28 protein-coding genes and 2 tRNA genes are annotated in these 22,057 nt (G+C 42.2%); 13 read left to right on the top strand and 17 right to left on the bottom strand.

Translation table 11 applies throughout. The features are described 5' to 3' along the window. Positions 1-185 precede the first annotated feature (185 nt). Both PWP39_RS06340 and PWP39_RS06335 read left to right on the top strand, forming a co-directional pair. Complete coding sequence (locus PWP39_RS06340; RefSeq protein WP_288073207.1) at positions 186-467, top strand: hypothetical protein; 282 nt, start codon at positions 186-188, stop codon at positions 465-467. Between the two features lie 23 nt (positions 468-490). Beyond that, on the top strand, positions 491-679 hold the full coding sequence (locus PWP39_RS06335) for a hypothetical protein (RefSeq protein WP_288073206.1): 189 nt from the start codon (positions 491-493) through the stop codon (positions 677-679). A gap of 59 nt (positions 680-738) precedes the next feature. Here the strand turns inward: PWP39_RS06335 and PWP39_RS06330 are convergent. The 10 genes from PWP39_RS06330 to serK all read right to left on the bottom strand — a co-directional run bounded on the left by PWP39_RS06330 (position 739) and on the right by serK (position 6,000). After that, positions 739-816, bottom strand: a tRNA-Arg gene (locus PWP39_RS06330). A gap of 103 nt (positions 817-919) precedes the next feature. Beyond that, a tRNA-Gly gene (locus PWP39_RS06325) sits at positions 920-997 on the bottom strand. Between the two features lie 192 nt (positions 998-1,189). Further along, entirely contained in the window at positions 1,190-1,528 is a 339-nt protein-coding gene (locus PWP39_RS06320) for a cupin domain-containing protein (RefSeq protein WP_288073204.1), read from the bottom strand. 3 nt (positions 1,529-1,531) lie between these two features. Next, complete coding sequence (locus PWP39_RS06315; RefSeq protein ID WP_288073202.1) at positions 1,532-2,257, bottom strand: tRNA-binding protein; 726 nt, start codon at positions 2,255-2,257, stop codon at positions 1,532-1,534. Between the two features lie 5 nt (positions 2,258-2,262). Next, positions 2,263-2,589 carry a hypothetical protein gene (locus tag PWP39_RS06310; protein WP_288073200.1) on the bottom strand — a complete coding sequence of 109 codons (327 nt, stop codon included), beginning with the start codon at positions 2,587-2,589 and terminating at the stop codon, positions 2,263-2,265. A 4-nt stretch (positions 2,590-2,593) separates the two neighbouring features. Further along, complete coding sequence (locus PWP39_RS06305) at positions 2,594-3,586, bottom strand: DHH family phosphoesterase (protein ID WP_011011498.1); 993 nt, start codon at positions 3,584-3,586, stop codon at positions 2,594-2,596. Then, a complete protein-coding gene (locus tag PWP39_RS06300; RefSeq protein ID WP_011011497.1) occupies positions 3,543-3,878 on the bottom strand; it encodes a DUF3194 domain-containing protein in 336 nt (111 codons plus the stop codon). The genes PWP39_RS06305 and PWP39_RS06300 overlap by 44 nt, the downstream gene beginning before the upstream one ends. Before the next feature lie 36 nt (positions 3,879-3,914). After that, positions 3,915-4,268 (bottom strand): prefoldin subunit beta, encoded by a 354-nt coding sequence (locus PWP39_RS06295; protein ID WP_014835119.1) that lies wholly within the window; start codon positions 4,266-4,268, stop codon positions 3,915-3,917. Between the two features lie 34 nt (positions 4,269-4,302). Beyond that, positions 4,303-5,223 carry a hypothetical protein gene (locus PWP39_RS06290; protein WP_288073197.1) on the bottom strand — a complete coding sequence of 307 codons (921 nt, stop codon included), beginning with the start codon at positions 5,221-5,223 and terminating at the stop codon, positions 4,303-4,305. Between the two features lie 48 nt (positions 5,224-5,271). After that, positions 5,272-6,000: an L-serine kinase SerK gene (gene serK / locus PWP39_RS06285; protein ID WP_014835120.1), complete on the bottom strand. Its 729-nt coding sequence runs from the start codon at positions 5,998-6,000 to the stop codon at positions 5,272-5,274. 126 nt (positions 6,001-6,126) lie between these two features. Here serK and PWP39_RS06280 point away from each other — a divergent pair, with 126 nt between their 5' ends. The 5 genes from PWP39_RS06280 to pfdA are packed head-to-tail and all read left to right on the top strand — an operon-like array spanning position 6,127 to position 8,002. Continuing rightward, the gene (locus PWP39_RS06280) at positions 6,127-6,282 is read left to right on the top strand and encodes a 50S ribosomal protein L39e (RefSeq protein ID WP_011011493.1); all 156 of its coding nucleotides are present in this window, start codon (positions 6,127-6,129) and stop codon (positions 6,280-6,282) included. Between the two features lie 10 nt (positions 6,283-6,292). Further along, on the top strand, positions 6,293-6,580 hold the full coding sequence (locus PWP39_RS06275; protein ID WP_014835121.1) for a 50S ribosomal protein L31e: 288 nt from the start codon (positions 6,293-6,295) through the stop codon (positions 6,578-6,580). A gap of 26 nt (positions 6,581-6,606) precedes the next feature. Further along, entirely contained in the window at positions 6,607-7,290 is a 684-nt protein-coding gene (locus PWP39_RS06270; RefSeq protein ID WP_011011491.1) for a translation initiation factor IF-6, read from the top strand. 13 nt (positions 7,291-7,303) lie between these two features. Then, entirely contained in the window at positions 7,304-7,537 is a 234-nt protein-coding gene (gene rpl18a / locus PWP39_RS06265; RefSeq protein WP_288073193.1) for a 50S ribosomal protein L18Ae, read from the top strand. Positions 7,538-7,561: 24 nt separating this feature from the next. Then, positions 7,562-8,002: a prefoldin subunit alpha gene (pfdA, locus tag PWP39_RS06260; protein ID WP_011011489.1), complete on the top strand. Its 441-nt coding sequence runs from the start codon at positions 7,562-7,564 to the stop codon at positions 8,000-8,002. 13 nt (positions 8,003-8,015) lie between these two features. Here the strand turns inward: pfdA and PWP39_RS06255 are convergent, their stop codons facing one another. The 4 genes from PWP39_RS06255 to PWP39_RS06240 form a co-directional block, all read right to left on the bottom strand. After that, positions 8,016-9,209, bottom strand: a complete 1,194-nt coding sequence (locus PWP39_RS06255; RefSeq protein WP_011011488.1) for a redox-regulated ATPase YchF — start codon at positions 9,207-9,209, stop codon at positions 8,016-8,018. A gap of 48 nt (positions 9,210-9,257) precedes the next feature. Beyond that, entirely contained in the window at positions 9,258-10,235 is a 978-nt protein-coding gene (locus PWP39_RS06250; protein ID WP_011011487.1) for a metal ABC transporter solute-binding protein, Zn/Mn family, read from the bottom strand. Between the two features lie 48 nt (positions 10,236-10,283). Then, positions 10,284-10,793, bottom strand: coding sequence for a MogA/MoaB family molybdenum cofactor biosynthesis protein (locus tag PWP39_RS06245; RefSeq protein ID WP_011011486.1), 510 nt, complete (start codon positions 10,791-10,793; stop codon positions 10,284-10,286). A gap of 150 nt (positions 10,794-10,943) precedes the next feature. Further along, positions 10,944-12,236: a sodium-dependent transporter gene (locus PWP39_RS06240; protein WP_011011485.1), complete on the bottom strand. Its 1,293-nt coding sequence runs from the start codon at positions 12,234-12,236 to the stop codon at positions 10,944-10,946. Between the two features lie 190 nt (positions 12,237-12,426). Between PWP39_RS06240 and PWP39_RS06235 the strand changes: the two genes are divergently transcribed. Genes PWP39_RS06235 through PWP39_RS06215 form a run of 5 tightly spaced genes read left to right on the top strand, consistent with a single transcriptional unit; the run spans position 12,427 to position 16,586 of the window. Beyond that, the gene (locus tag PWP39_RS06235) at positions 12,427-13,428 is read left to right on the top strand and encodes an NAD(P)-dependent oxidoreductase (RefSeq protein WP_011011484.1); all 1,002 of its coding nucleotides are present in this window, start codon (positions 12,427-12,429) and stop codon (positions 13,426-13,428) included. A gap of 13 nt (positions 13,429-13,441) precedes the next feature. Continuing rightward, positions 13,442-14,440, top strand: coding sequence for a M20/M25/M40 family metallo-hydrolase (locus PWP39_RS06230; protein WP_011011483.1), 999 nt, complete (start codon positions 13,442-13,444; stop codon positions 14,438-14,440). Positions 14,441-14,451: 11 nt separating this feature from the next. Then, positions 14,452-15,207 (top strand): sulfite exporter TauE/SafE family protein, encoded by a 756-nt coding sequence (locus PWP39_RS06225; protein WP_011011482.1) that lies wholly within the window; start codon positions 14,452-14,454, stop codon positions 15,205-15,207. Between the two features lie 9 nt (positions 15,208-15,216). Next, complete coding sequence (locus PWP39_RS06220; RefSeq protein WP_011011481.1) at positions 15,217-16,017, top strand: hypothetical protein; 801 nt, start codon at positions 15,217-15,219, stop codon at positions 16,015-16,017. Next, on the top strand, positions 16,014-16,586 hold the full coding sequence (locus tag PWP39_RS06215) for an AAA family ATPase (RefSeq protein WP_048059077.1): 573 nt from the start codon (positions 16,014-16,016) through the stop codon (positions 16,584-16,586). Before PWP39_RS06220 ends, PWP39_RS06215 begins: the two co-directional genes overlap by 4 nt. Here PWP39_RS06215 and PWP39_RS06210 read toward each other — a convergent pair. Next, positions 16,572-17,591 (bottom strand): DUF835 domain-containing protein, encoded by a 1,020-nt coding sequence (locus PWP39_RS06210; RefSeq protein WP_288073188.1) that lies wholly within the window; start codon positions 17,589-17,591, stop codon positions 16,572-16,574. The two genes, PWP39_RS06215 and PWP39_RS06210, sit on opposite strands and share 15 nt — an antisense overlap. Before the next feature lie 94 nt (positions 17,592-17,685). Between PWP39_RS06210 and PWP39_RS06205 the strand changes: the two genes are divergently transcribed. Beyond that, complete coding sequence (locus PWP39_RS06205) at positions 17,686-18,621, top strand: serine/threonine-protein kinase RIO2 (protein WP_288073186.1); 936 nt, start codon at positions 17,686-17,688, stop codon at positions 18,619-18,621. Here the strand turns inward: PWP39_RS06205 and glmA are convergent. After that, on the bottom strand, positions 18,618-20,951 hold the full coding sequence (gene glmA, locus PWP39_RS06200) for an exo-beta-D-glucosaminidase (RefSeq protein ID WP_288073184.1): 2,334 nt from the start codon (positions 20,949-20,951) through the stop codon (positions 18,618-18,620). The two genes, PWP39_RS06205 and glmA, sit on opposite strands and share 4 nt — an antisense overlap. Positions 20,952-20,953: 2 nt before the next feature. Continuing rightward, entirely contained in the window at positions 20,954-21,931 is a 978-nt protein-coding gene (glmD, locus tag PWP39_RS06195; RefSeq protein ID WP_011011476.1) for a glucosamine-6-phosphate deaminase, read from the bottom strand. Positions 21,932-22,057 lie beyond the last annotated feature (126 nt).

Raw genomic sequence — 22,057 nt, 5'->3', positions numbered from 1 at the left:
ATTTTTGTTAACCAGAAGATGCTTCTGGTTCCTTTACTTTTTTTCTCTTGAAAGCCTCGCCCTTCAGGGGTGGGGGGTCACTTCTCATTTTTTGAGTCGTCTAGGGTTTTAATCCAGTAAGAGTAGGGTCTCTTATGTCACAAATTTATTTAATCCCCAAACATTATTTAAATGGTGATACAGGGATGAACAATTTGGAGTTTGTGATTGCATATATGGTCATTTATGGTTTGATGGACCTTCTAACTTTGTTAACTCCAACATATGTCCTGTTACTAGCGATCATAGCAGGAGTCTTCTTTACAAAGCAACCACTAGTAGAAACAGCAGTGGGGGTAGCATTTGGTCTAGCAATGACATTCTATACTGCGGTGTATTATCAGAAGAAGTATGGTTTTCGGAGATGGGCACCAGCGGATGGTATAACACTGACAATGACGGCATTTTCCTCCCACCAGCACTGGTGATTGCCCTCGGCCTCTTGGAGGGAGTGTTTGCAAAAAACATCCTCAAAATAGTCATGAAGTTCAAGCCCAACATCGAATACTACCCAGTACTGCCAGTATTTGCACTTGAGCTCCTAGTATTTTATGCACTAGCAAAGTTACTCTCAGCAGCAGTTGGGTTCGACCTGTGGAAACCAATTCCATTTGTCTGGAGATTGTGGGTTCTGTTCTAGTTTATTTTATACCTTCGCAAAAATAATGACATCTCCAAAAATTGAAAAAAATCTTTTTTTGGCGCCCCGGCGGGGATTTGAACCCCGGACCTCGAGGTCCGCAGCCTCGCGCCCTATCCAGGCTAGGCCACCGGGGCATCCAAAGAGGTATCATCAGAAAGTTGTTTATAAAAACTTCGGAACCCACGAGGCCTCATCACCCTTCAGCCAAGGGTGGGCTCCTCATGGAGAAGAAAAGTATGGTGCGGTGGCCGGGATTTGAACCCGGGTCTCCACCTTGGCAGGGTGGCGTCCTAGACCAGGCTAGACTACCACCGCACAGCTCGTTATTTACTCATTTAGAGAGGTTTATAAGGATTTCGTCGCTATTACCATTAACTTTAATTCTGAATTCTTTTGTTGTAAAGAGTAAGCTTTTCAAAGGAAAAATTATTTAGAGGAAAAGGTAAACAACAAGCAGGTGGTTAGACTTTTAACTTTGATCCCGACAATAAGACCAGCAAAAGACGGTTAAAGCCAAACAGTGTCCTCCCCTCTAAAGTTCAACTTAACAACGAGTAGTTTAAAGCTCTCCTCTGAAGTATTTTCCACCCAGTGAATTTCTCCCGGTTTAACTAGATAAATGTCCCCTGGTTTTGCATGATATTCCTCACTTCCAATTCCTAGCTTTGCTTCTCCACTTATTATATAGAAGAGCTCGTATTGTTCCTTGTGATAGTGCTTGCCAACTTTCTCTTTCGGCTTTATTTCAACTATTTGAGCATAGCTACCCTCTGGGAGTTCTCCCTCGAATAGTGGATACTTAATGTAGTTTCCCCTGTCAATGACTTTGCTTATCTCAGCCTTCATATCTCATCCCTTTAGAAAAGCTTCAACGGCGTTTCTAGTTTCCTTTAAAGCTTCCAACGGGATACCCTTTGGTAATCCGCCTATTTCTCCTTTGACATCCTTTAAAACCCCTTCTCCTGCTCCCAGGAACATCCCTTCGCTTACTATTCCAAAAAAGTTCCTCGGGGGTAGTAGTGCCACGGCTACTCTGTTACCTTCTTTTACTGTTAAATCATTTGTAACGACTGTTATGGCCTTACTTCCAATGTTTACGTTGGTCACCAAGAGTCTGTCAGCGTTTGGATGTTTCCCTACGCTCATGACTTCTCCAACAATAATATCAACTGCAATGACGGGGTCATTTATCTTCCCCAGCTTTAGCCTTCTGTCAAGCCCAAGTATTGTGTTGAGAAAGAACTTTATCTTTGCCACTTGTTCTTCCACTTTTTCTCTCTCTTCCTTCGTGGCCTGGGACAAAAACTTGTGATGCCAATCTTCTCCCCCAAGGGCCTCAATTATTCCCTGGGCTTTCTCCTTTAGGGATTTCATTTGCGGAGTATCAACGAGCTCTTCTGGATCTATGTAGCTGTATCTTAGAGCCTGAATATCTGGGATCATCTCTTTTGCAAGCTGCACAGCCTTCTTTTTATCCCACTGTCCCCTAAACTTTGCCCCCTCAATTGTTCTTAGGAAGAGCTCTACAGCCTTTTCAGCAACGAGGAGTCTGTAATCTTTACTCGTGTCCCACATTGGGCTCACCTCTTAACTCTTCTGTCCCACTCCTCAAGCATTGTCTCTAAGGCCAACAAATCATTTAGCTTAAGCTTAACTCTTTTGTTTTCCCAGTCAATCCCACCTTTAAAGTCATTTAAGAGTTCAAATACCTTTTCGGCTTCTCTCCTTGGCAGTGTTTTTCCGTAAAACTCCTCTCCACAGACTGGGCATTTAAAAACGAACTCTTCAACCTGGGCAAGGAATCTTTCTCTGTCCTTTACTATCTCTTCGAAATTCTCAATAATGAGCATTTCTTCTATTAGGTTTTCCCACTTTAGAGGGCTTCCACAAATGGGACATTTTGCCATTTTCTCACCCCGAAATCTTTTTCAGTTCATTCTTAATCTCTTTTACAAGGAATTTCATTGCTTTATCTAAATTCTTCTTCCCGTTTGCTCCAGCAGCTCCTGCATGCCCTCCTCCAGCCCCATCTATTATGTCCCCAACTTTCTCCATAATTTTTCCCAGGTGGAGGCCCATCTTTACTATATTCTCTCTTGCTCTAGCCGAAATTCTAACTTCTCCTTTCTTTTCGCTACCCACTATGGCAACATCAGCTCCTAGGTTTACAAAGACTTTACACACTAGAGCTTCATATGCCGAGACCTTGGAGGTTACTATTATGAACTTCCTGAACTTGTGAATCTGCATTCTCTGGCACGCCTTTAGCACGGCAACTCTCTTAGCCTGCTCAATGTTTTCATCGGAAACTGGTGCTATCAACTGGTATATCTCACCCAAAGAGATCTCATAAAGGTTCAAGATTTCATACACCGTCTTAAATGTTTTCGCGTTTGCATATCTAAAGTTGGAGGTATCTGAGACTATTCCAGCTAAGAGGGCTTTTGCCGATTCTTCATCTGAAAACTTATACTTTTTGAAAATTTCCCATACAATCTCGGATGTTGATGTTTTTGTGGGATCTAAGAGTGAAATGTCAGCTGGTATTGGATTCTCTTTCTCTGTATGGTGATCAATTACAATTAGGTAAGATGAAGGAGGAATATCAATTGGGGCCAACTGTTCTAGAGAAGATGTGTCCACAATGAACACGTACTTTTCCTGAATAATGGGATCTTTTTCAATTGGAACGGGAGAGAAAAGGGTAAGCTTCCTTGCATAGCTTGCAATACTCTGTGCTATCCCAATTCTAACATTCTTAAATCCCAGGTGAAGGAGGAGCCTGGAAAGCGCTATGGCAGAGCCTAATGCATCTGGATCGGCGTTGTGATGGCAGAGTATAATTATTCTTTCATCTTTGTTAAGGCTCTTCAGAAGTTCTTTGAGCTTTCTCTCCCCTTTCATTTGATATCCTCCTTAAGTAGTCTTCTATAGCTTCGTAGGCTTTATCGAGAGCTTCTTCTATTAGAGATTCCACATCAACTTTGACAAATATGGGGACCTCAACATAAACCTCAAGCTCTAAATCGAGTGTTTCTCCCCTGTTTATCCTCGCAGTAACCTCTAAATCCCTAACCTCACTTTTAGCTAAGTGGTCAAATATATAATTGATTATTATCTTCTGCCCTATCTCTCCAACCCTAATCAATTCTTCCTCGCTTAGCTCTGGAAGCCCAATGTGGATAACTTTTTTCATATCAACCACCAGAGAAAACAAAAATAATAAAAGAAGTCATCCAGCGGTTGGAGGTCTTAGGGCTGCCTGAATCTTTTGAGTGAGCTCCTTTATCTTTTCATTTATCTTCTGCTCTTGCCTGTTTAGCGCATTAAGCCTAACTTCAAGAGTTTCTACTTTCTCCTTAAGTTCCTGTAAAGCTTTTTCTTTTGTCGTTTTAACTATCAACGTGCCAACGGTCTTGTAAATTACAGCATCATCAGTGAGCTTTTCAATTTCCTCAAGGGCCTTTTTAGCTTCATTTAAATCAGCTTGAACCTTCTGCTTCTGCTGAATAACGAGTTGGAGTTGCTGCTGGTAGCTCTCTAATTGCCCAAGCATTGCCTGGACTTGGGGTGGGATGTTTTGCATCTTCACCACCTCAGCTCTAACTTCAGAGGAATATTTAAGAACCTTCCCCACCCCGAGATAGAAGTTTTCCAAACTCAACGTTCACTGCCTCAGGGCTCCTCCAAATGTAGGCCCCTTCTCCCTTGTAAACAAAGCTCCTAAATCCACTTGGCACACCCTGGGATTCATATATCATTGACTGAACCTCTGGATCGTTGTAGAGTACCAAAGTAGGCCCAGGGGTTGACAAAACGAAATCTAGGGCATACTTAGTTCCAACTATGGCGACTCTCCTCCTTGCAGGTCTTGTGAGTAAGGGAACTGCAGCGCTACCTGCGGGAGTGAACCCCAAAACTGCGAAGTCATGAAGGCCAAATACAATGTTCCTCCTATTCTCCAAGGCTACCGCTAGTACGAGGAATGCAATTCCTGTGAGTGTAATGCTCTTCAATCCACTTAGATCGATAAGGGCTGTGTCTGGTATAACTATTGGATCTCCCGAAAATAGTATTCCATCTAAATCCGTGTAGCTTTCGGCTATTACCTCACTATATTCCTTCTTTGCTTTTAGTGCTTCTTCAATGGAATTTACTTTTCCAGCGATAAAGTCCGCGTATAACTTATCAGTTAACGCCCTATCGAGTTCATAAATTGTTTGAACTATTGTTACGGCAGAATATGGGTCATTTATAATTCCCATTTTGGCCATTTTTAATGGATCTAATCCTGCAGGTCTTCCTTCTTCAATCCTTACAACCTTTTCAAACATTGTGGTGGGAAACTCTCCGGAAGTGTCAAAAACGATTATTGAGTACTTCTTTTCTTCCTTGTACTGCCTGAGCAAATACTCCATGACCTCTATTGGATCGTTATCAATCCCTATGATCTTTAGAGTTCTGCCATGGTATATTGGGTCATAATAAACAATTCCACTTTCGCTTTTTAACAGCTTAACTGCAAGCTTTGAGGTCCTCATAATGGAGCACCAAGAAAATATGGAAAAAGGAAGTTATACAATTTTCGATTAGAAGAGGTCTTCAAGCTTGACATCAATCTTGTCTGGGATGAAGGGTAGAACGTGCCTTGTAGTCTTTGGAGAGAACACTTCTCCTCTCTTCACGAGCTCCATGACTTCTTCTTTAGTTGGGGCCTTCCTTATGAAGACGTAGTCTATTTCCCCCTTTTCCATGTCTGCCTTTGCATCTTCCTTTAGGCCATAATATACTAGTTCGATTTCTTTTGCCTGATCCATTTCGTCTAGAACCTTGCTAACCTTCTTCTGTTCCTCTAACCCTCCTGGGATGGCAAAGCTTTTCTCACCAATTAAGGCAAATGCTATTTCCCCTTTTTCGGCCTTTTCTTCTGCTTTTTCATCTTCAATGACCTCAAGTCCTTCGGCCTTTAGTCTTTCTATCACCTTATTTACATCTCCTTTGAATGCTGGGTACCAGGTGTAGACTTTAACTCCTTCATCAAAGTAATCTAAGATCACTGAAGGAGCTCTCTTGGCACCGAGCTTTTGTAGGCCTGCCCAACGGTGGTGACCATCTACAATCAAATATTCATCAGTTCCTGGGATTTTGGCTAGAAGCATTGGCTTCCAGAATATTCCAGAGCCAGTGACACTCTCTATAAAGTCTTCCAGCTCTCTTTGAACTAACTGTTCGTGGGGCTTCATCTTATCGAGTTCTATAAAAACGTACTCAACTTTCTTAACTGGAATGTCGTATTTTGGGACTTTCTCGACACCCATTTGTGCCACCCTATTTCAAATCTATAAAACTTCATTTAAACTTTAACCTTAATGCGAAATCCTTTTAAGTTTCCTTCCGCTAAGGTGAACAGACATTCTGATTAAAATCATACGGGAGGGATTAAGATGGCGAGGAACAAGCCCCTTGCAAAGAAGCTCAGGCTTGCTAAGGCCCTTAAGCAGAACAGAAGAGTTCCCGTGTGGGTTATTGTAAAGACTAATAGGAGAGTACTAACTCACCCGAAGAGGAGATACTGGAGGAGGACTAAGCTAAAGGAGTGAGGTGATGAAAATGGCAATTAAGGCCGGGGAGGAAGTAATATTCACAGTTCCGATAAAGAAAATAAAGAAGATAGTTCCCAGGTGGAAGAGGGCTCCGAGGGCAGTGAAGTTCGTTAGAGAATTCGTAGCAAGGCATGCAAAAGCTCAAGAGGTTATAATTGATCCTAAAGTTAACGAGAAGATTTGGGAGAGGGGAATAGAGAAGCCCCCAAGCAAGCTTAGGGTTAAGGTAAAAGTTGAGGAAGAGAAGAGGGAGGGGGAAGAAACTGTCAGGATAGCCTACGTTACTCTCGCCTGACTTCCCCCTCCCAATAGGTGATATTAATGCACATAGAAAAGCTCGACTTTGAAAATTCTCCATATCTCGGCGTGTTTGGGATAGCTACTGACAAAGTTGTATTAATTAGGGAAGGGCTTCAGGAGAAGAAGTTAGAGGTTATTAGGGAAGTCCTTAAAGTTCCCGTTGTTGAGGCTAGCTTAATGAAGTCTAGAATAATTGGAGTATTGGGAGCTGGAAATTCCAACGCAATAATAGTCCCTTGGTATGTGTGGGATTCTGAGCTGGAAAAAATAAAAAATGCTTTTAGGGAATATGGTATTGATACAGAAGTTGTTCCCTTCCAAACCAAGTATACTGCCCTCGGTAACTTAATCCTAACCAATGACAAGGGAGCGCTAGTAAGCTCAAAGTTTTCAAGGGAAGAAGCTAAGAAAATCGGGGACATCTTAGGAGTTGAAGTTGAGAGGGGAGTTATTGCAGGAATAGTGGCTGTTGGTAGCGCTGGGGTAGTCACAAACAAGGGAGGGCTCGTCCACCCAGAGGCCACTGATGAGGAGTTAGAGTGGCTTTCAGATCTCTTTAAGGTTGACGTGTATGTTGGAACGGCTAACATGGGCGTTCCCTACGTTGGTTCCTGTATGTTAGCGAACTCTTACGGAGTTGTCGTTGGTCATCTAACTACTGGTCCTGAAATTGTTAAGATCGAAGAGGCATTAGGATTTATATGAAGGAGGTGAGCCGATGAAGGTGAAGGTCTTCCGCGTTCACGGATATTTTGAAAAGAATGGGAGGAAGTTTAAGTTCACCAAGGAGTACAGGGGAATAAAGGAGGAAGACGTAAAGGAGCTCGTATACTCAGACATAGGAAGCAAGCACAAAGTGAAGAGGAACAAGATATTCATCAAGGAAATCAAGGAAATTAGGCCAGAAGAAGCGGAAGAGATAGTTGTTAGGAGGCTCAGCCTCGAGCTTTAATTATTTTTTTATTGGGTGATTAAGATGGAAAACAATAAGGAATTGGAAAAGGTTGCTTATGAGTACCAAGTTGTACAGGCCCAAGCTCAGCTTTTGGCCCAAAATTTGGAGCTTCTCAGCTTAGCACAGGCGGAGGTTCAAACTGTAAAGGAAACTCTGGAAAACCTAATGAAAATTGAGGATGAGAATCCTGAAATTCTAGTTCCTATAGGTGCTGGGTCTTTTCTTAAAGGAAAGATAGTGGATAAGAACAACGCAATAATCAGCGTTGGTTCTGGATATGCAGTTGAGAAGACGCTTGAAGATGCAATTAAATATCTGGATGAGAGGATCAAAGAGTACGATGAAGCAATAAGAAAGACCCAGGAAGCTCTCAACGAGCTTCAGAAGAGAGCAGCTGAGCTAGCAAAGAAGGCACAAGAGATCCAACAAAAACAAGCAATGAGCTTCAAGCTTAAGAAGTGAAGAAAAAAAGAGGTCACTTGGTAACTGCAACAATCTTTATTATATCGTTGAATTGAAGCTCGTAGTCTTCTCCAACTCTTCTTTTTGTTTTAGCGTTTATTGCATAGAGGAATCCCTTACCAAGATCGGTGTGAACTTTAAATGCTAGATCCCTGGGAGTTGAGCCCTTTTTCATTAGAAACACATGTGGAAGGACATTTCCAAATTGATCCGTTAGCTTATTCTCATCCTGCACCGGATACACTGGAATCAGCTTTAGGAGCTCAAATACTGCCTTATTTATTACCTCTTGAACTCCAGTTGAGCCAAACCTATCTAAAACTCTCTCCTTGATTAACATTAAGGCCTTTTTCTGCTTTTCACTCATTTCTTTGAGTATTTTAAAATCACTAGATCCTGGGATGTATTCAATAAACCCAGCCTTTGCCGCTTTTCTAAGGGTTAGTTCAGCGGCGGCTGAGGTGGGGACTACAATGTATCCTCTCTTTTCTCCTTCTCTCTTTAATCTCTTTATATCCTCATCACTAGCTGCATCTGCCTTATTTGCCGCTATTATCATTGGCTTGTTTATCTTCCTAATCTCCGAGGCAAAGCTCAGCAAGTCCTCGTCACTCCAAGCGGTAGGATCATCTGGAAGGCCAAGCCTATGCATAGCCTCCCACACATCATTCTCAGTAACTCCAATTCCGCTTAAGTGCTCCGCTATCGCGGTTTCAATTTTCATTTTCTGAAGCTTTATTCTCTTTGCAAACTTCTCCCACCCCTTCTTTAGTATTCCATAGATCCAGTAATCAATCTCCCTTTCTAGGAATTCTATGTCTTCCACTGGATCATGAAAATCTGTGGGCCTGCCCTCTTCATCTGTTTTCCCCGTGGCATCTATAACGTGAATTAGGGCAGAGGCCATTCTTAAGTCATCTAAGAACTTGTTGCCAAGCCCCCTCCCTTCGTGAGCTCCTGGGACTAGACCAGCGACGTCAATCATTTTCACTGGAATTAAAGCTAATCCCTCTCTATACTCATAGTTTTGAGGATTTGGCGTGCAGCCAAGCTCCTTACATGGATGTTCGGTTATCGCGTAGGTAACTCCAACGTTTGCGTTTATCGTGGTAAAGGGGTAATTTGCTATCTCCACATCAACCAAGGTGGCGGCTGAGAAGAATGTTGATTTCCCTACATTTGGTTTTCCTACCACTCCAATTTCCATCTTTTCATCCCAAGGATAAAAGTTGGGAAGGGAGAATATAAATCTACCTCAGAACACTGGACACTTCCTGATGACAACCCCTATGGAGACTCCAACTATTAGGCCCGTTAAGAGAGAAATAGCTATGTACTGGACTTTCTCGTTACCTTCTTTAACGACAACTTTCTTTTCTTCCTTTAGGGCACCTATTACTGACTTTGAATTTTGGATTAGAACTTCGGTGTAATTCTTATCCGTCCACAGCACAGTTATGTTCGCCAGGGGAACTCCTAGCCTGTTTGAGAGTTCATAGGCTGCATTTTTTAACACGTCTGGCGTATTCTCATCATAAACAATTATATCTGGCCTTAATGTGGAGAGCTCATCTATGGATTTCGCTGGACCTTCTGCTTCGGGCTTTATAGAGCTAATAACCTCAATTCCCAACCATTCAAGGGCATATTGTTGAGATGGAAGTTCTATTATGGCCTTTTTATCCTTTGCTATGGAAGAATATGCCTTTATTATTGTTGTTACCTTTTCCTCAAATCTTTCAAATGCTTTAGAAAATTCTTGGTCTTTCTCTGGATATAGTTGGGACAGTGCAACGGCAGTTGCCTTAGCTATTGCTAGAGCGTTCATTGGATCAAGCCATGTTCCGTGAGGGTTATTCTTTCCCTCATACCACCTCTCTGGTAGGTATTTGAACCCATATTCTGAGTAATCTTTAGGCTCTAAGACAATTCCCTCTATGCTTCCTTCGCTCTTTAGCTCGATTATTTTATTCTCTGCTGGCAGATGACCTGTGGTTACTATTACATCGGCATTCTTCAGCAGTGCTATCTGCTCTGGGGAGAGCTGGTATTGGTGGGGCTCAACGCCGGGAGGGACTAGATAAACGACTTCTACACTGTCTCCTAGCGCCTCTTTTATTATTGAAGCAACTGGAGGAAGGCTAGTTACAACGAGTGGTTTTTCTCTTTCTTGAGATATAACCGGCCTAACGAATAAAGTAATCGCTATTAGGAGAACTACTGCTTTTCTCATTTTTCTTCCCCTTTAAATTAGGAAAGCCTAATTGTTTTTATGCCTTTTTCATTCTCTTGCATGTTTTAGGATATGGAAGACCTCACTTTTTATTATTTCCAGTCCAGTTTTTACGGCATTAACGCTCCCAGGAAGGGAAAACACGACGACTATCCTTTCTTGTCCTCTTATAATTCCTGCAGTGGCTCTTGTTAAAACTGTTGCATACCCAACTTCTTCATAACTCTTGGCCCTAAAAACCTCTCCAAAGCTCAGCTCCTTATCAAAGAGGGGCTTTATGGACTCTATCGTTATGTCCCTCCTTGTTATTCCAGTTCCACCCGTAGTTACAACTACATCTGCTCCACTCTTTATTGCCTCAAAAAGAGCTATTAATACTTCGATCTTATCATCTGGTACTATTTTGTAGTAAACGTGTTCCCCCAGCTTAGAGAGTTCCTCTATTATGAGTGGACCGCTTTTGTCTTCTCTTTCTCCCTTTGCCCCTTTATCGCTCACCGTTATAACTCCAAACTTGAAAGTTTTTGGTGCTTCCTTCTTGTGCTCTTCAACACCCATGTTATCCACCACTAGAAACTCAGCAAAATAATTAAATAAGTTTTAGGAAAATTAAGAAGCCTTTGAGAGCTTGTAGAGAGCCCACAAGAGAGGCCCATAGACTATTACGATTACTATCAAGGCTGCTATGTAAACCACATCCAACTTTCCTCACCCCAGTAGGAATTGGGAGATGTATATTACCACTATCACTATTGGATATAGGAACTTAACCCAGGGCTTCCAGAGCTCTGGCACTTTAATAAGGGCACCTTTTTGGAGTTCTTCATATGCTCTATCAACTCCCAGCTTTATGAGGGCAAGAGCTGCTATTAATGCTCCTAGGGGACCTACGTATACGGTTGAAATGTTGATGAGCCAATCAAAGTAGGCAGGATAAAGTGCGGAAGGTGCTCCCACCAGGAAAGTTAGCAAGCCTAAAAGCACTGAGGCATTTTTTCTGCTGATTTTGAGCTTTGTTATTGCAGAATCAACATAAACTTCAAGCATCGAAACAGTTGAAGAAAGTCCTGCAAATATTAGCAAGAGGAAGAACAATGCACTGAAGATCATTCCTCCTGGCATTTTTTGGAACACCATTGGCAGGGTTACAAACACTAGCCCTGGGCCAGCTGTGGGCTCAAGGCCAAATGAGAAGACTGCTGGAAAGACTATAAATCCAGCAGTGACCGCTACTGCAGTATCACCGAATGCAGTGGCGATTGCTGATAACGGTATGTCGTCCTCCTCTCTAAGATAGCTTCCATAAACAACCATTGTATTCCCTAAAACACTTAGGGAGAAGAACATCTGAGAGAGTGCTATCATCCATGTTTTTCCACTTGCTATTTTGCTCAGATCTGGTAGTAGGTAGAACTTCAAGCCCTCGTATGCGTTTGGTAGTGTAACGCTCCTAACTGCCAACACGATTAGGAGAACGAAGAGAAGAGGCATCATGATCTTGTTTGCCCTCTCGATTCCTCTCTGAACACCCATAGCTACTATTGCTATTGTTAATGCAATAACTACGAATAGCCACAGGAGGGCCTCCCTGCTAAAGGCGAGGGCGTTAAAGAACTTATCTGGTTCTATCCTTGTTAGCTCACCGCTTAGTGAAGCTATGAAGTATCTGATCACCCATCCGAGCACCAAGGAATAAAAGGCGAATATCATGAGGATAGTTACGTTCACCAGAATCCCTAGATATTTTCCACCTGGTAATGTCTTTTCAAACGCCTCAATTGGCCCGCCCTTTGTTGCTCTTCCAAGCGTCCACTCTACCGTAAGGGCAACTACTCCCACGGCAAACAATAGAACTAAATATGGGATGAGAAATGCAGCTCCTCCATAGAGTCCTGCCCTCATTGGAAACATCCAGATGTTTCCAAGTCCCACAGCACTTCCTATTGCAGCTGCAACAAAACCTACTCTACTCCCCCAAGTTTCCCTTGCCAAAACTTTCACCTCCTAGAAGGTTTGTTAGACAAATCAGGAGAATAAGACTAGAACATCCAAAAACGATCACTCCTGCCTATCATAAGGCATCAATTACTCAAACTGTCCATTTAATATAAAAACATTCTGCTATTTTATTTGTCAAACATTCAGAAAAACTATTATACCCCCTTTCGATGATCATCTACATGGTGGTAAAATGAGACCCAAAGTTGGAGTTCTTCTAAAAATGAAAAGGGAGGCGCTTGAAGAGCTTGAGAAGTATGCCGAGGTAGAGGTTATTCCATATCCATCAGAGGAAGAGCTCAAGAATAAAATCCACGAGTTCGATGGGATTATAGTTTCTCCCGTTACTAAGATAACTAAAGATGTTCTCGAAAAGGCTGAGAGACTAAAGGTTATAAGTTGTCATTCCGCTGGTTATGATCATATTGACGTTGAAGAGGCCACGAGAAAAGGGATTTACGTTACAAAAGTTTCGGGACTGTTAAGCGAAGCCGTGGCTGAGTTTGCAGTTGGTTTATTGATAAATCTAATGAGAAAAATCCACTATGCTGATAAATTGATTAGAAGGGGAGAATGGGAGAGTCATGTGAAGATATGGACTGGCTTTAAGGGTATTGAAAGCTTGTATGGAAAGAAGGTTGGCATCCTTGGCATGGGAGCGATAGGGAAGGCAATTGCAAGAAGGCTAATTCCCTTCGGAGTGGAACTCTACTACTGGTCAAGGCATAGGAAGGTGGATGTTGAAAGTGAACTTCACGCTACCTACATGGACATAGATGAATTGTTGGAGAAGAGCGATATCGTAATACTTGCACTCCCATTAACGAAGGATACCTACCATATAATAAACGAAGAACGTGTGAAAAAGCTCGAAGGAAAATACCTAGTAAACATTGGAAGGGGAGCGTTGGTTGATGAAAGGGCCATAACGGAGGCCATAAAACAAGGAAAATTGAAGGGTTATGCAACAGATGTGTTTGAGAATGAGCCTGTTAGAGAGCATGAGCTCTTTAAGTATGAGTGGGAGACTGTTTTAACTCCCCACTATGCTGGGCTTGCTGTAGAGGCCCAGGAAGATGTAGGGTTTAGGGCAGTTGAAAACCTCATCTCAATATTCAGAGGAATAGTTCCCGAAGATTTAGTAAATAAGGAAGTGTTAAAAATAAGGCCAATTGAAAGTGTAAAGATGCTTTAGGAGGGGGAGAAAGATGAAGCTAATTGAAATGCTAAAGGAGATAACCCAAGTCCCAGGGATTTCAGGGTATGAGGAAAGAGTTAGAGAGAAAATTATTGAATGGATAAAAGACTATGCCGATTATAAAGTTGACGAAATCGGGAATCTAATTGTGGAGCTTGGAGAGGGAGAAGTAAAGGCGGTTTTCATGGCCCACATGGATGAGATTGGCCTTTTAATTACTGGAATTACCCAGGATGGAAAGTTGAGATTTAGAAAAGTCGGAGGGATTGACGACAGGCTTTTATACGGGAGGCACGTTGATGTTATAACGGAAAATGGAAAATTAGATGGAGTTATTGGAGCTCTTCCCCCACACCTCAACGTGAAAGGAGTGAAAGATGTAGTCCCATGGTACCAGCTTACAATAGACATTGGAGCTGAAAGCAAAGAGGAGGCGCTCTCCCTGGGAGTTAAGCCACTTGACTATGCCGTATTTAAGAAACACTTCTCGGTTTTGAACAACAAGATAGTTAGCACAAGAAGCTTAGACGACAGATTTGGTGTTGTGGCTTTAGTTCAAGCTATAAGGAATTTAGTTGACCACGAGTTAAGTGGGAAGTTCATCTTTGCATTCACAGTCCAAGAGGAGATAGGCTTGAAAGGGGCTAAGTTTTTGGCAGAGAAGTATTCCCCTGAATATGCATTTGCCATAGACTCTTTTGCATGTTGCTCTGAGCTGACTGGAGACGTTAGACTTGGAGGAGGGGCTGTGATTAGGGCTGTGGACAACTCAGCAATTTATTCAAGAGATTTGGCCAGGAAAGTATGGGAAATCGCGGAGAAAAATAACATTCCAATTCAGATAGGGGTTACAGGTGGGGGAACGGATGCTTCAGTATTCCAGCACAAGTCCAAGGTCTTGGCTTTGAGCGTTCCAATGAAGTATCTCCACAGTGAAGTTGAGATGCTAAATGTAAAAGATTTAGAGGCACTAATTGCTTTAATAGAAGCAATAACATTTGAGATCTAGGAGGGAAGGCAATGATATTTCTCTTTTTCGTTGGAATAGTTGTAGGAATACTTGCAGCTATGTTTGGCCTTGGTGGAGGCTTTCTAATAGTCCCAACCCTTAACATTTTAGGAGTTGAAATACACAGTGCCATAGGAACCTCAAGCGCAAGCATAGTATTTACCTCTCTCAGCTCCTCTATAGCATACTCCAGACAGCGAAGGATCCACTATAGGGCGGGGATACTTTTAGCGAGTACGGCAATAATTGGGGCCTACATTGGAGCTTGGATGACATCCTTTCTCCCATCGAATCAACTCAAAGTAATTTTCGGTATAACCTTGATTTTTGTAGCATATAGGGTGTACAGGAAAAAGCCAGTAGAGCCGAGTGAAGTTAAGTTGGAAGATATTAAGCTTAATGAAAAATTAATCCCCGTTGGGGGATTTTTCTCAGGAATTGCAAGCGGCCTCCTGGGAGTAGGGGGAGGAATAATAAACGTTCCATTTCTAACCTGGCTTGGAATGCCCATCCACTACGCCGTAGCAACCTCAAGCTTTGCAATAGTGTTCACTTCCCTGAGCGGGGCAATAAAGCATTACATGCTAGGAAATGTTCAGCTTATTTGGCTCCCATTCCTTGTTCCTGGGCTTATTATAGGAGCTCAAATTGGAGCTAGATTAGCCAAGAAGACAAGAGCTAAAAGTCTTAAGGGGATGTTTTCAGTTGTTATGGCGATATTGGCCGTTAGGATGATACTGAAAGGCCTTGGATTTCCAATACCGTGAGGTGGTGAAATGATAACAAAGGAAGAGATAGCGGAGCTGATTGTACAAATAAGAAAGGAGCATGGTCTACCACTCTCACCTTTTGAGATAGATGAGATAAGGTATGACAAGGAAGGGGATAAACTTTTCATAATAGCTCACGATAGAACTGACAAAAGCGTTATCATTGGAAGTAGTTTAGTCATAGGAAAGCTGAGGGAAATACTGGGAGTTAACCTTGTGACAGTTTATACTACACTTGACTTGCTCATAAAAAGGGAGACTTTAAAGAAGAGCCTAAAATTTGCAGAGGAGCATGGCCTGGATTTCCTTATTCCCATTATTGAAGCAGAATTTAACTTCCCTCCCAGGAAGTGGCCCAAAATTAAAAAGAAGGAGAAAGGGTTGATTTTCCTCACGTTTAATGCACCAGCCCTCCTGGGATTTGGAGAGCTAATGTTTGAGGAGCAAAGCGTGTATGGGATAAGATACACATTTCCCAAATTGAAGTATAAGGTCGTTGATAGGCCGTTAAGAGAGTTGTTTTTCCCAAACTCAAGTTTTGTTGCAGAAATTTCAAGAAATGAAAATGTTGAGATTGCAATTTCGGAGTTCCAAGAATGCTGTAAAGTGGAGAGGGATGTTATCTTAATAAACCCAATGAGATTCTTTGGAATAGGTTACTTTGAGACTAAATACTTATTTGGAGAAACTAGACCAGCAGTTTTTCAAAAAGAAGACCTAATAGATTATATTGTGGAGCAGGTTGGAGATGGCCTTATGGAGGCCACTGATGGGGCAAAGATCATATGGTGGGGGTGGAAGCATTGATAATAGGAATCGCGGGAAAAATTGCGGCTGGAAAAACTACAGTGGCAAAGTTCTTGGAGGAACTTGGATTTTGTAGAATAAGCTGTAGCGAGCCCTTAGTTGATATTCTCACGGGAAACATTTCCCCCTACTCCTGGGTTCCAGAAGTGGATTTTAAAGGGGAACCCACAAGGGAGAATTTGATTAAGTTGGGGAGGCTTCTTAAGGAGAAGTATGGGGAAGACATTCTAATAAGGCTTGCAGTGGATAAGCTTAGACATTGTGAAAATATAGCCATTGATGGGGTAAGGTCAATTGGAGAAGTTGAGGCAATAAAAAAGATGGGAGGAAGTTTGATTTACGTGGAGGCTAAACCTGAGATAAGGTTTGAAAGGCTAAAGTTGAGGGGAGCAGAAAAAGACAAGGGGATAAATTCTTTGGAGGATTTGCTGAAGTTCGATGAGTGGGAGGAGTCCCTCTACAAGACTTCAGAATTAAAAAAAGTGGCTGATTTTATAATAGTGAATGAAGGTTCCCTAGAAGAGCTTAAGAAAGAGGTAGAGGAAATAGTTAGGTCACTTTCCAAGTAGGGAAGTTAGAAGAGCCCACTCCCTATCCTTCCAAGCTTTTTTCTCGGTTATTATGATAACTGTTCCATTGTCTAAAATTGCAAAATCTCTGAGCGTGGCTAAGAACTTTGCTATCGCCTCAAACCCATTATATATTGTCAAGTACTCCAAAGCATCAATGACTACAATTCCATTTTTGACTGAAGAGAAATATCTTCTTGAAATCTCGAGTATCCTGGGAAGATTTGTTGGGAATATCGAGCTTTTCTGATCTTCTATGTTAGAGATCAAGTACGAATACCAAGACTTAGGGGCTTCAATGTTCCTTACGAAGGCTAAGACTGGCATATCTTGAAGAGTGGGGAGGTATCTCTCCTTAAATTCTGAAGGAGAAATAAGTAAAGCACCAGATTTAATTTCAACCTTGATAGCTCCTTTTTTGAAATACTCCTCGCTCCCGAAGAATTTCACAATACCAATAACCAAAGTCATTGTAAGAATTGTTGCAATAGCAAATCCTATTGGAGCAAACCATTCAATAGGCCTTAGAAATGGGTAGTCCATCTGGTGAAGGCCAATAAAGAGAAGTGATAATGCTAGTGCCGAAATCTTTTTGCTTGCTCTTGTTTTCCACAGTAAGTAACCCGAGATAGCTATGAAAAGTCCTGATATTCCATATACTCCTCCCAACACGTTCCCAGGAGAACTAAGGGAGAGGGCAACTAAGTATAATCCAGAAAGCAGGGGAATTAATGAAAAGATTACGGGTGTCCTGGGATACTTACCCTCTTCAATGAGGAAATAACTAACTCCATATCCTACCAATGTAGAGAACAGTGATTCTGCAATGGCAGAGAAAGTGGGCAAGGCTAATAAATCCCCTAAAGTGTGGAGTCCATAAAATATCATCGCTAGAGCCATTATAAGTGACGATCTCCTTTTTGTTTTCACATATATTGACAAGAGCCATAGGGCACCAATCCATTTGACAGCAAGTGTTATTATCCTGATTTCTGCAAGAACCATCTCTTTTCCCTCCAGGTATTAGTTCTATTGCCATTTTTTTACTTTTCTTAGGACTCCCACATTTTTAAAAAGGTTAAAATGTATTAGCCAATTGATGGTCAGCAAACTCTTAGCTCTTGAAGCTTATCCAAAGCTCAAAGACATAGATTTTAGGTTACTTAGGGCTGTAGAGTTAAATATGAGGCACCACAAATGGGTGCCTCTGGAGGATATAGCAAGATTTGCTAGAATGGATCTAGAGAGCGCAAGCTACAGGCTTGGCAAACTCGACAAGTTAGGCTTAGTTATTAGGAGAAGTGACATAGGATACATTGGATATCAACTGACAATTCACGGCTACGATGCTCTGGCTATAAGGGCCTTTGCAAAGAAAGGGGTTATTGAGGCTATTAGCTCAACTCACATAGGAGTTGGAAAGGATGCAGATGTTTATGTGGCAATAACTCCCCAGGGAGAGAAAGTTGCCATTAAATTCAACAGAATTGGGGAGAGGACAAGTGCCAGAAAGGCCTATTACCACAGCGACGTCTTTGCAGACAAGCACCACAAGAGCTGGCTTTATGTTTCGAGGTTAATAGCGAAGAAGGAGCATGAAGCGTTAGTATTGTTAAGCTCTTTTGCAAAGGTTCCAAAACCAATAGCATGGAATAGGCATGCCATAGTTATGGAGTTCATAGATGGCGTGGAGTTAGCGGAGCTTAGGGACACTGATTTAACGAAAGAAGAAGCAGAGGAAATCCTGGGAAAGGTTTTGGATGAGTACGAGAAGATAGTCAAGTTTGGGATTGTACACGGGGACATGAGCGAGTTCAACATAGTTATAACGAAGGATAATGACATTTTGATAATAGACTGGGCCCAGTATTTGACGTGTGCAAATCCCGAAAGTTTGGGCTTATTAAAGAGGGACATTTCCGTGTTGTTGAACGCATTTAGAAGGAGATGGGGGGTTAAGAGAGACTTTGAGGAAGAATGGAAGAGATTTTATGAGGCCTGGCAAATAGGGAGAAGGGAAAAGGAAGAAAGCTAAACTCTTATTTCGAATGTTTCGCTCTCGTGTTTTATCACATAGATGTTTTTCTCTCCTGAGCTCTTCTCTTGGAGGATATACCCCCCTGAGACTTCCTTGATCTTGCCGTTAATTGCAATTTCACTAACATTTGCCAAATGGTTTCTAAATCTAATTGTTCCCTCTCCCCTTCCCACTGGAGTTGCTGTGGCATAGAGCACCTTAATGCCGTTTATTTCCACATTAATTGGGATGTAGAGAACTCCCCTCTTATTAAGCTCAACATTAAACTCGACACCCCTGTATCTAACTTTTCCAGTAACCTTGTCGTCCCTGGGATTTACCACCACCAGATAATTCCCTCTTGGAATTACTATTATGTCTCTGTTTGAGACTTCAAAATCCCTTTCAATCCCTTGGAGCTGGAGTATCTTATCAACAAACTTCCTGTGTAGATCGTGGTAGCTCGAGTAGTACTGAAGCCTGAACCCTAAGACAACTGCAGAACCTTTTCCTTTCCTTACCATAACCCCTACTACTTTATCTCCAACCCAAGCTATAGCTTTCCCTCCTTTAACCTCCCTAACGACGTTTCTGACGACCATCCTGTCTATCTCCTCTGCATCAACGCTGATGTAGGGAATTAACCTCATGTTATCCCTTGCCTTGGCCTTCTCAACTTCAATTCCTAGGAAGTCCCTCAGCTTTGTGTAGGGCTTCATGTTCTCATCAAGGGATGGAAGGGTTGGTAGGATCACGAGGTTTCCTCCCTCTTCCACGTATCTAGCAAGCTTTTCTTGAACTTCTCTGCTCATGAAATCCAGGCTGTAAATCCAAATCTGCTCATATTGGAGCATCTCCTCTACAGTGGAAAGTTCAAGGTCTATGACGTCAAAGGGAACATTGCTCATGGCCAAGAGTGTGAGCAATCCTCTCTCCCCAAAGAGATATTCTTGGAGATTTACGCTCTCTTCGAAGCTTTCTGGCCGATGTCCCCACATGCTTAAGGCTTCATAAGGCTCGTACATCCCAAAGGCAACTTTTGGCTTTAGTTGGGACTCGATGAAGTCCATGTTAGACTTTAAGAACTCGCCAATCCACTTTATTGGTTCCACGTGCTGTCTTTCTCTTCCATCCAATCCTATGGGGGAATACACGTCCCAGGTAGCTCCGTTGTGTGATTCATAACCTTTCGGATTTTCGCCACCCACGTAGAGATAGTAGTTTATGTTGTGGATTCCCAAAGCTGGAAGGAGGGCATAGAGGAGCTCGGCCTCATCCTTCTCTATAACATTGGCGAGGGATGTTTGGGTCTCTATGCTTAGTGGGGGAGTCTTCAGCTTGTTTATGTAATATCTATAAACCCCCGTCTTATAGTAGAGGTGGCCGAGTCTGTCTTCTTTGAAGTCAAATGTTCTGTAGAATGAGTACCAGAACTCCGTCCATAGGTGGATGTCGAGCTTGTGCTTGGTTACGTAGAGGTAAAACTCCTTCCATGCGGCTAAGAGTAAATAGGGATCTAAAATGCTAATTGGAACATCAACGTACTTCTTTATCTTTTCGTAGAGTATCCTTACGTACTCGTTGATCATCCATATCTTGAAGTGATGCCAGTCGAGTATCTTTGGAAGGGGCTCTGAGAATGACGTTGGTGGGACAATCTCAGCATAATCTGAAAACTTCTGACCGTATCTCTCCTCCAATTCATCCAACTGGTAGTTTTCCTTTAGCCAAGAGTGCCAGATCCCATTCTCCTTAACTACTATTTCGTTGTAATCGGTCAAGAATGCCTGGAAGATGGTTTCCCAGTAGGAAGGTTCGTCATCAATCGTCACGTTTATTATAGGCCCCCCATTGGAGTACAGATATTCCTTTATTATAGGAAAAACATTCTCATACCACTTCATTACATATTCCAAGTAAGTGGGATGGAGGTATGTGATTGGAGGATAGTATATATCCCTTGGAAGAGTACCATTCGGGCCTTTTGCAAGTATTTCTGGATGAGAGTTAATCAACCACTCAGGGATGCCTCCATTTTTCCACTCTCCACAAATGTATGGGCCAGGTCTTATGATAACGTAAAAGCCGAGTTTTTGTGCTAGATCAAGAAAACCGACGAGATCTCTTTGGGGGTGAGTTTCGCCAGTAAAGTCGAAGAGTCCTTCTTGGGGCTCGTGCCAATTCCAAGCAATGTACGTATCAATGGTGTTTAGCCCGTGAGACTTCATTTTCTTTAGCATTCTTTCCCAGGAGTTCCTGGGAACTCTAAAATACTGAAGGGTACCTCCATAAACAACAATCCTTTTACCATCAAGAAGATAGGTTTTACCATCATGACTAACCCTCATGTTTACCACCTCACAACTTTATCTAAAAACCTGGGATTGTCTGGATTTAATCCCCGAGCTACGGCTTTATAATAGGAAAGAAGCTGAACCACAGGAAGATAGGGAATTGGGGTTGCATCCTTGCTCAACCTGGGAACCTCTATAGAATAGTCTTGCCCAAACTCCTGTTGAGAATTTGAGATTAATAATACTCTTGCTCTTTGACCTTTGAACTCATTAACGAGCTTCTTATGCCATTCAAAAAGTTCCTGGGCCATTAGCACAACTAGAGTGTTTTCATCTGCTATTGCCTTGAAACCATGTCTTACCTCGAATGTTGGATAAGCTTCACTCCAGAATATCGCCATTTCCTTCATTTTTAGACTGGCCTCTAGGGCCACTGGATATAACAACCCTGAACCCAGGAAGATTACATTTTGGAAATCAAAATCTTCCACTATCTCCTTTATATAATTCTCGTATTCAAGAGCCTTTTCAGTCGCTTTGGCAACTTCAGTGGCCTCTAATAATGGAAGTCCATAAGAGTGTCTCAGTAACTGGAGATATGCAAAGTAAAAGGCTGTAAATGAATGCGTCATCACGACGCTCTCTTCTATAGTGGGAACAACCAGGGAATAATCGCAAGCTCTAGTTAGAGAGCTTTCATAGGCAGAGATTCCAAGCTTTGGAGTATTGATCTTTTCTAGGGCCAGAAGAACTTCTGTTGTTTCTCCTGACCTTGATATCCCAACTACTAGTTCTGGTTTCCCTATTGGATATGCTTCTTTAGAATAGAGGAACTCCGAACAAGGTAGGGCTACTCCAGTTCCTCCGTGCATGTTTGTGACCATTGCTAAGAGCTTGGCTAAAAAGTGGGAAGAGCCGCATCCCAGGTATAGGATGCGGCGTGGTAGTCTTATTTTATCTTTCACCTGATTAAAGCTCTCATCTGCCTTGATTATACCTTTAGGAGTTTGTTTAATCTCTGTTAGCGTTTTCATAAAGCCTCACCCCTTTCATAGAGGTAGCATGCTACGTGGTGGTTTTTTTCTGGTTGGGTTGTTTGTGGTGGTTTTTTGTAGCATTCTTCTCTAGCGTAAGGGCATCTGGGCGCGTACCTGCAGCCT

The sequence above is a fragment of the Pyrococcus sp. genome, from assembly GCF_030153625.1.
Lineage (GTDB): Archaea > Methanobacteriota_B > Thermococci > Thermococcales > Thermococcaceae > Pyrococcus > Pyrococcus furiosus.
The sequence above is the reverse complement of the archived record's forward strand: the minus strand, read 5'-3'. Positions and strand labels throughout refer to the sequence as shown.

Excerpts from the sequence above, each read along its gene's own strand:
- PWP39_RS06340 (WP_288073207.1), top strand. The coding sequence starts at position 186 with ATGAACAATTTGGAGTTTGTGATTGCATATATGGTCATTTATGGTTTG.
- PWP39_RS06320 (WP_288073204.1), bottom strand. The coding sequence starts at position 1,528 with ATGAAGGCTGAGATAAGCAAAGTCATTGACAGGGGAAACTACATTAAG.
- PWP39_RS06315 (WP_288073202.1), bottom strand. The coding sequence starts at position 2,257 with ATGTGGGACACGAGTAAAGATTACAGACTCCTCGTTGCTGAAAAGGCT.
- PWP39_RS06310 (WP_288073200.1), bottom strand. The coding sequence starts at position 2,589 with ATGGCAAAATGTCCCATTTGTGGAAGCCCTCTAAAGTGGGAAAACCTA.
- PWP39_RS06305 (WP_011011498.1), bottom strand. The coding sequence starts at position 3,586 with ATGAAAGGGGAGAGAAAGCTCAAAGAACTTCTGAAGAGCCTTAACAAA.
- PWP39_RS06300 (WP_011011497.1), bottom strand. The coding sequence starts at position 3,878 with ATGAAAAAAGTTATCCACATTGGGCTTCCAGAGCTAAGCGAGGAAGAA.
- PWP39_RS06295 (WP_014835119.1), bottom strand. The coding sequence starts at position 4,268 with ATGCAAAACATCCCACCCCAAGTCCAGGCAATGCTTGGGCAATTAGAG.
- PWP39_RS06290 (WP_288073197.1), bottom strand. The coding sequence starts at position 5,223 with ATGAGGACCTCAAAGCTTGCAGTTAAGCTGTTAAAAAGCGAAAGTGGA.
- serK (WP_014835120.1), bottom strand. The coding sequence starts at position 6,000 with ATGGGTGTCGAGAAAGTCCCAAAATACGACATTCCAGTTAAGAAAGTT.
- PWP39_RS06280 (WP_011011493.1), top strand. The coding sequence starts at position 6,127 with ATGGCGAGGAACAAGCCCCTTGCAAAGAAGCTCAGGCTTGCTAAGGCC.
- PWP39_RS06275 (WP_014835121.1), top strand. The coding sequence starts at position 6,293 with ATGGCAATTAAGGCCGGGGAGGAAGTAATATTCACAGTTCCGATAAAG.
- PWP39_RS06270 (WP_011011491.1), top strand. The coding sequence starts at position 6,607 with ATGCACATAGAAAAGCTCGACTTTGAAAATTCTCCATATCTCGGCGTG.
- rpl18a (WP_288073193.1), top strand. The coding sequence starts at position 7,304 with ATGAAGGTGAAGGTCTTCCGCGTTCACGGATATTTTGAAAAGAATGGG.
- pfdA (WP_011011489.1), top strand. The coding sequence starts at position 7,562 with ATGGAAAACAATAAGGAATTGGAAAAGGTTGCTTATGAGTACCAAGTT.
- PWP39_RS06255 (WP_011011488.1), bottom strand. The coding sequence starts at position 9,209 with ATGGAAATTGGAGTGGTAGGAAAACCAAATGTAGGGAAATCAACATTC.
- PWP39_RS06250 (WP_011011487.1), bottom strand. The coding sequence starts at position 10,235 with ATGAGAAAAGCAGTAGTTCTCCTAATAGCGATTACTTTATTCGTTAGG.
- PWP39_RS06245 (WP_011011486.1), bottom strand. The coding sequence starts at position 10,793 with ATGGGTGTTGAAGAGCACAAGAAGGAAGCACCAAAAACTTTCAAGTTT.
- PWP39_RS06235 (WP_011011484.1), top strand. The coding sequence starts at position 12,427 with ATGAGACCCAAAGTTGGAGTTCTTCTAAAAATGAAAAGGGAGGCGCTT.
- PWP39_RS06230 (WP_011011483.1), top strand. The coding sequence starts at position 13,442 with ATGAAGCTAATTGAAATGCTAAAGGAGATAACCCAAGTCCCAGGGATT.
- PWP39_RS06225 (WP_011011482.1), top strand. The coding sequence starts at position 14,452 with ATGATATTTCTCTTTTTCGTTGGAATAGTTGTAGGAATACTTGCAGCT.
- PWP39_RS06220 (WP_011011481.1), top strand. The coding sequence starts at position 15,217 with ATGATAACAAAGGAAGAGATAGCGGAGCTGATTGTACAAATAAGAAAG.
- PWP39_RS06210 (WP_288073188.1), bottom strand. The coding sequence starts at position 17,591 with ATGGTTCTTGCAGAAATCAGGATAATAACACTTGCTGTCAAATGGATT.
- PWP39_RS06205 (WP_288073186.1), top strand. The coding sequence starts at position 17,686 with ATGGTCAGCAAACTCTTAGCTCTTGAAGCTTATCCAAAGCTCAAAGAC.
- glmA (WP_288073184.1), bottom strand. The coding sequence starts at position 20,951 with ATGAGGGTTAGTCATGATGGTAAAACCTATCTTCTTGATGGTAAAAGG.
- glmD (WP_011011476.1), bottom strand. The coding sequence starts at position 21,931 with ATGAAAACGCTAACAGAGATTAAACAAACTCCTAAAGGTATAATCAAG.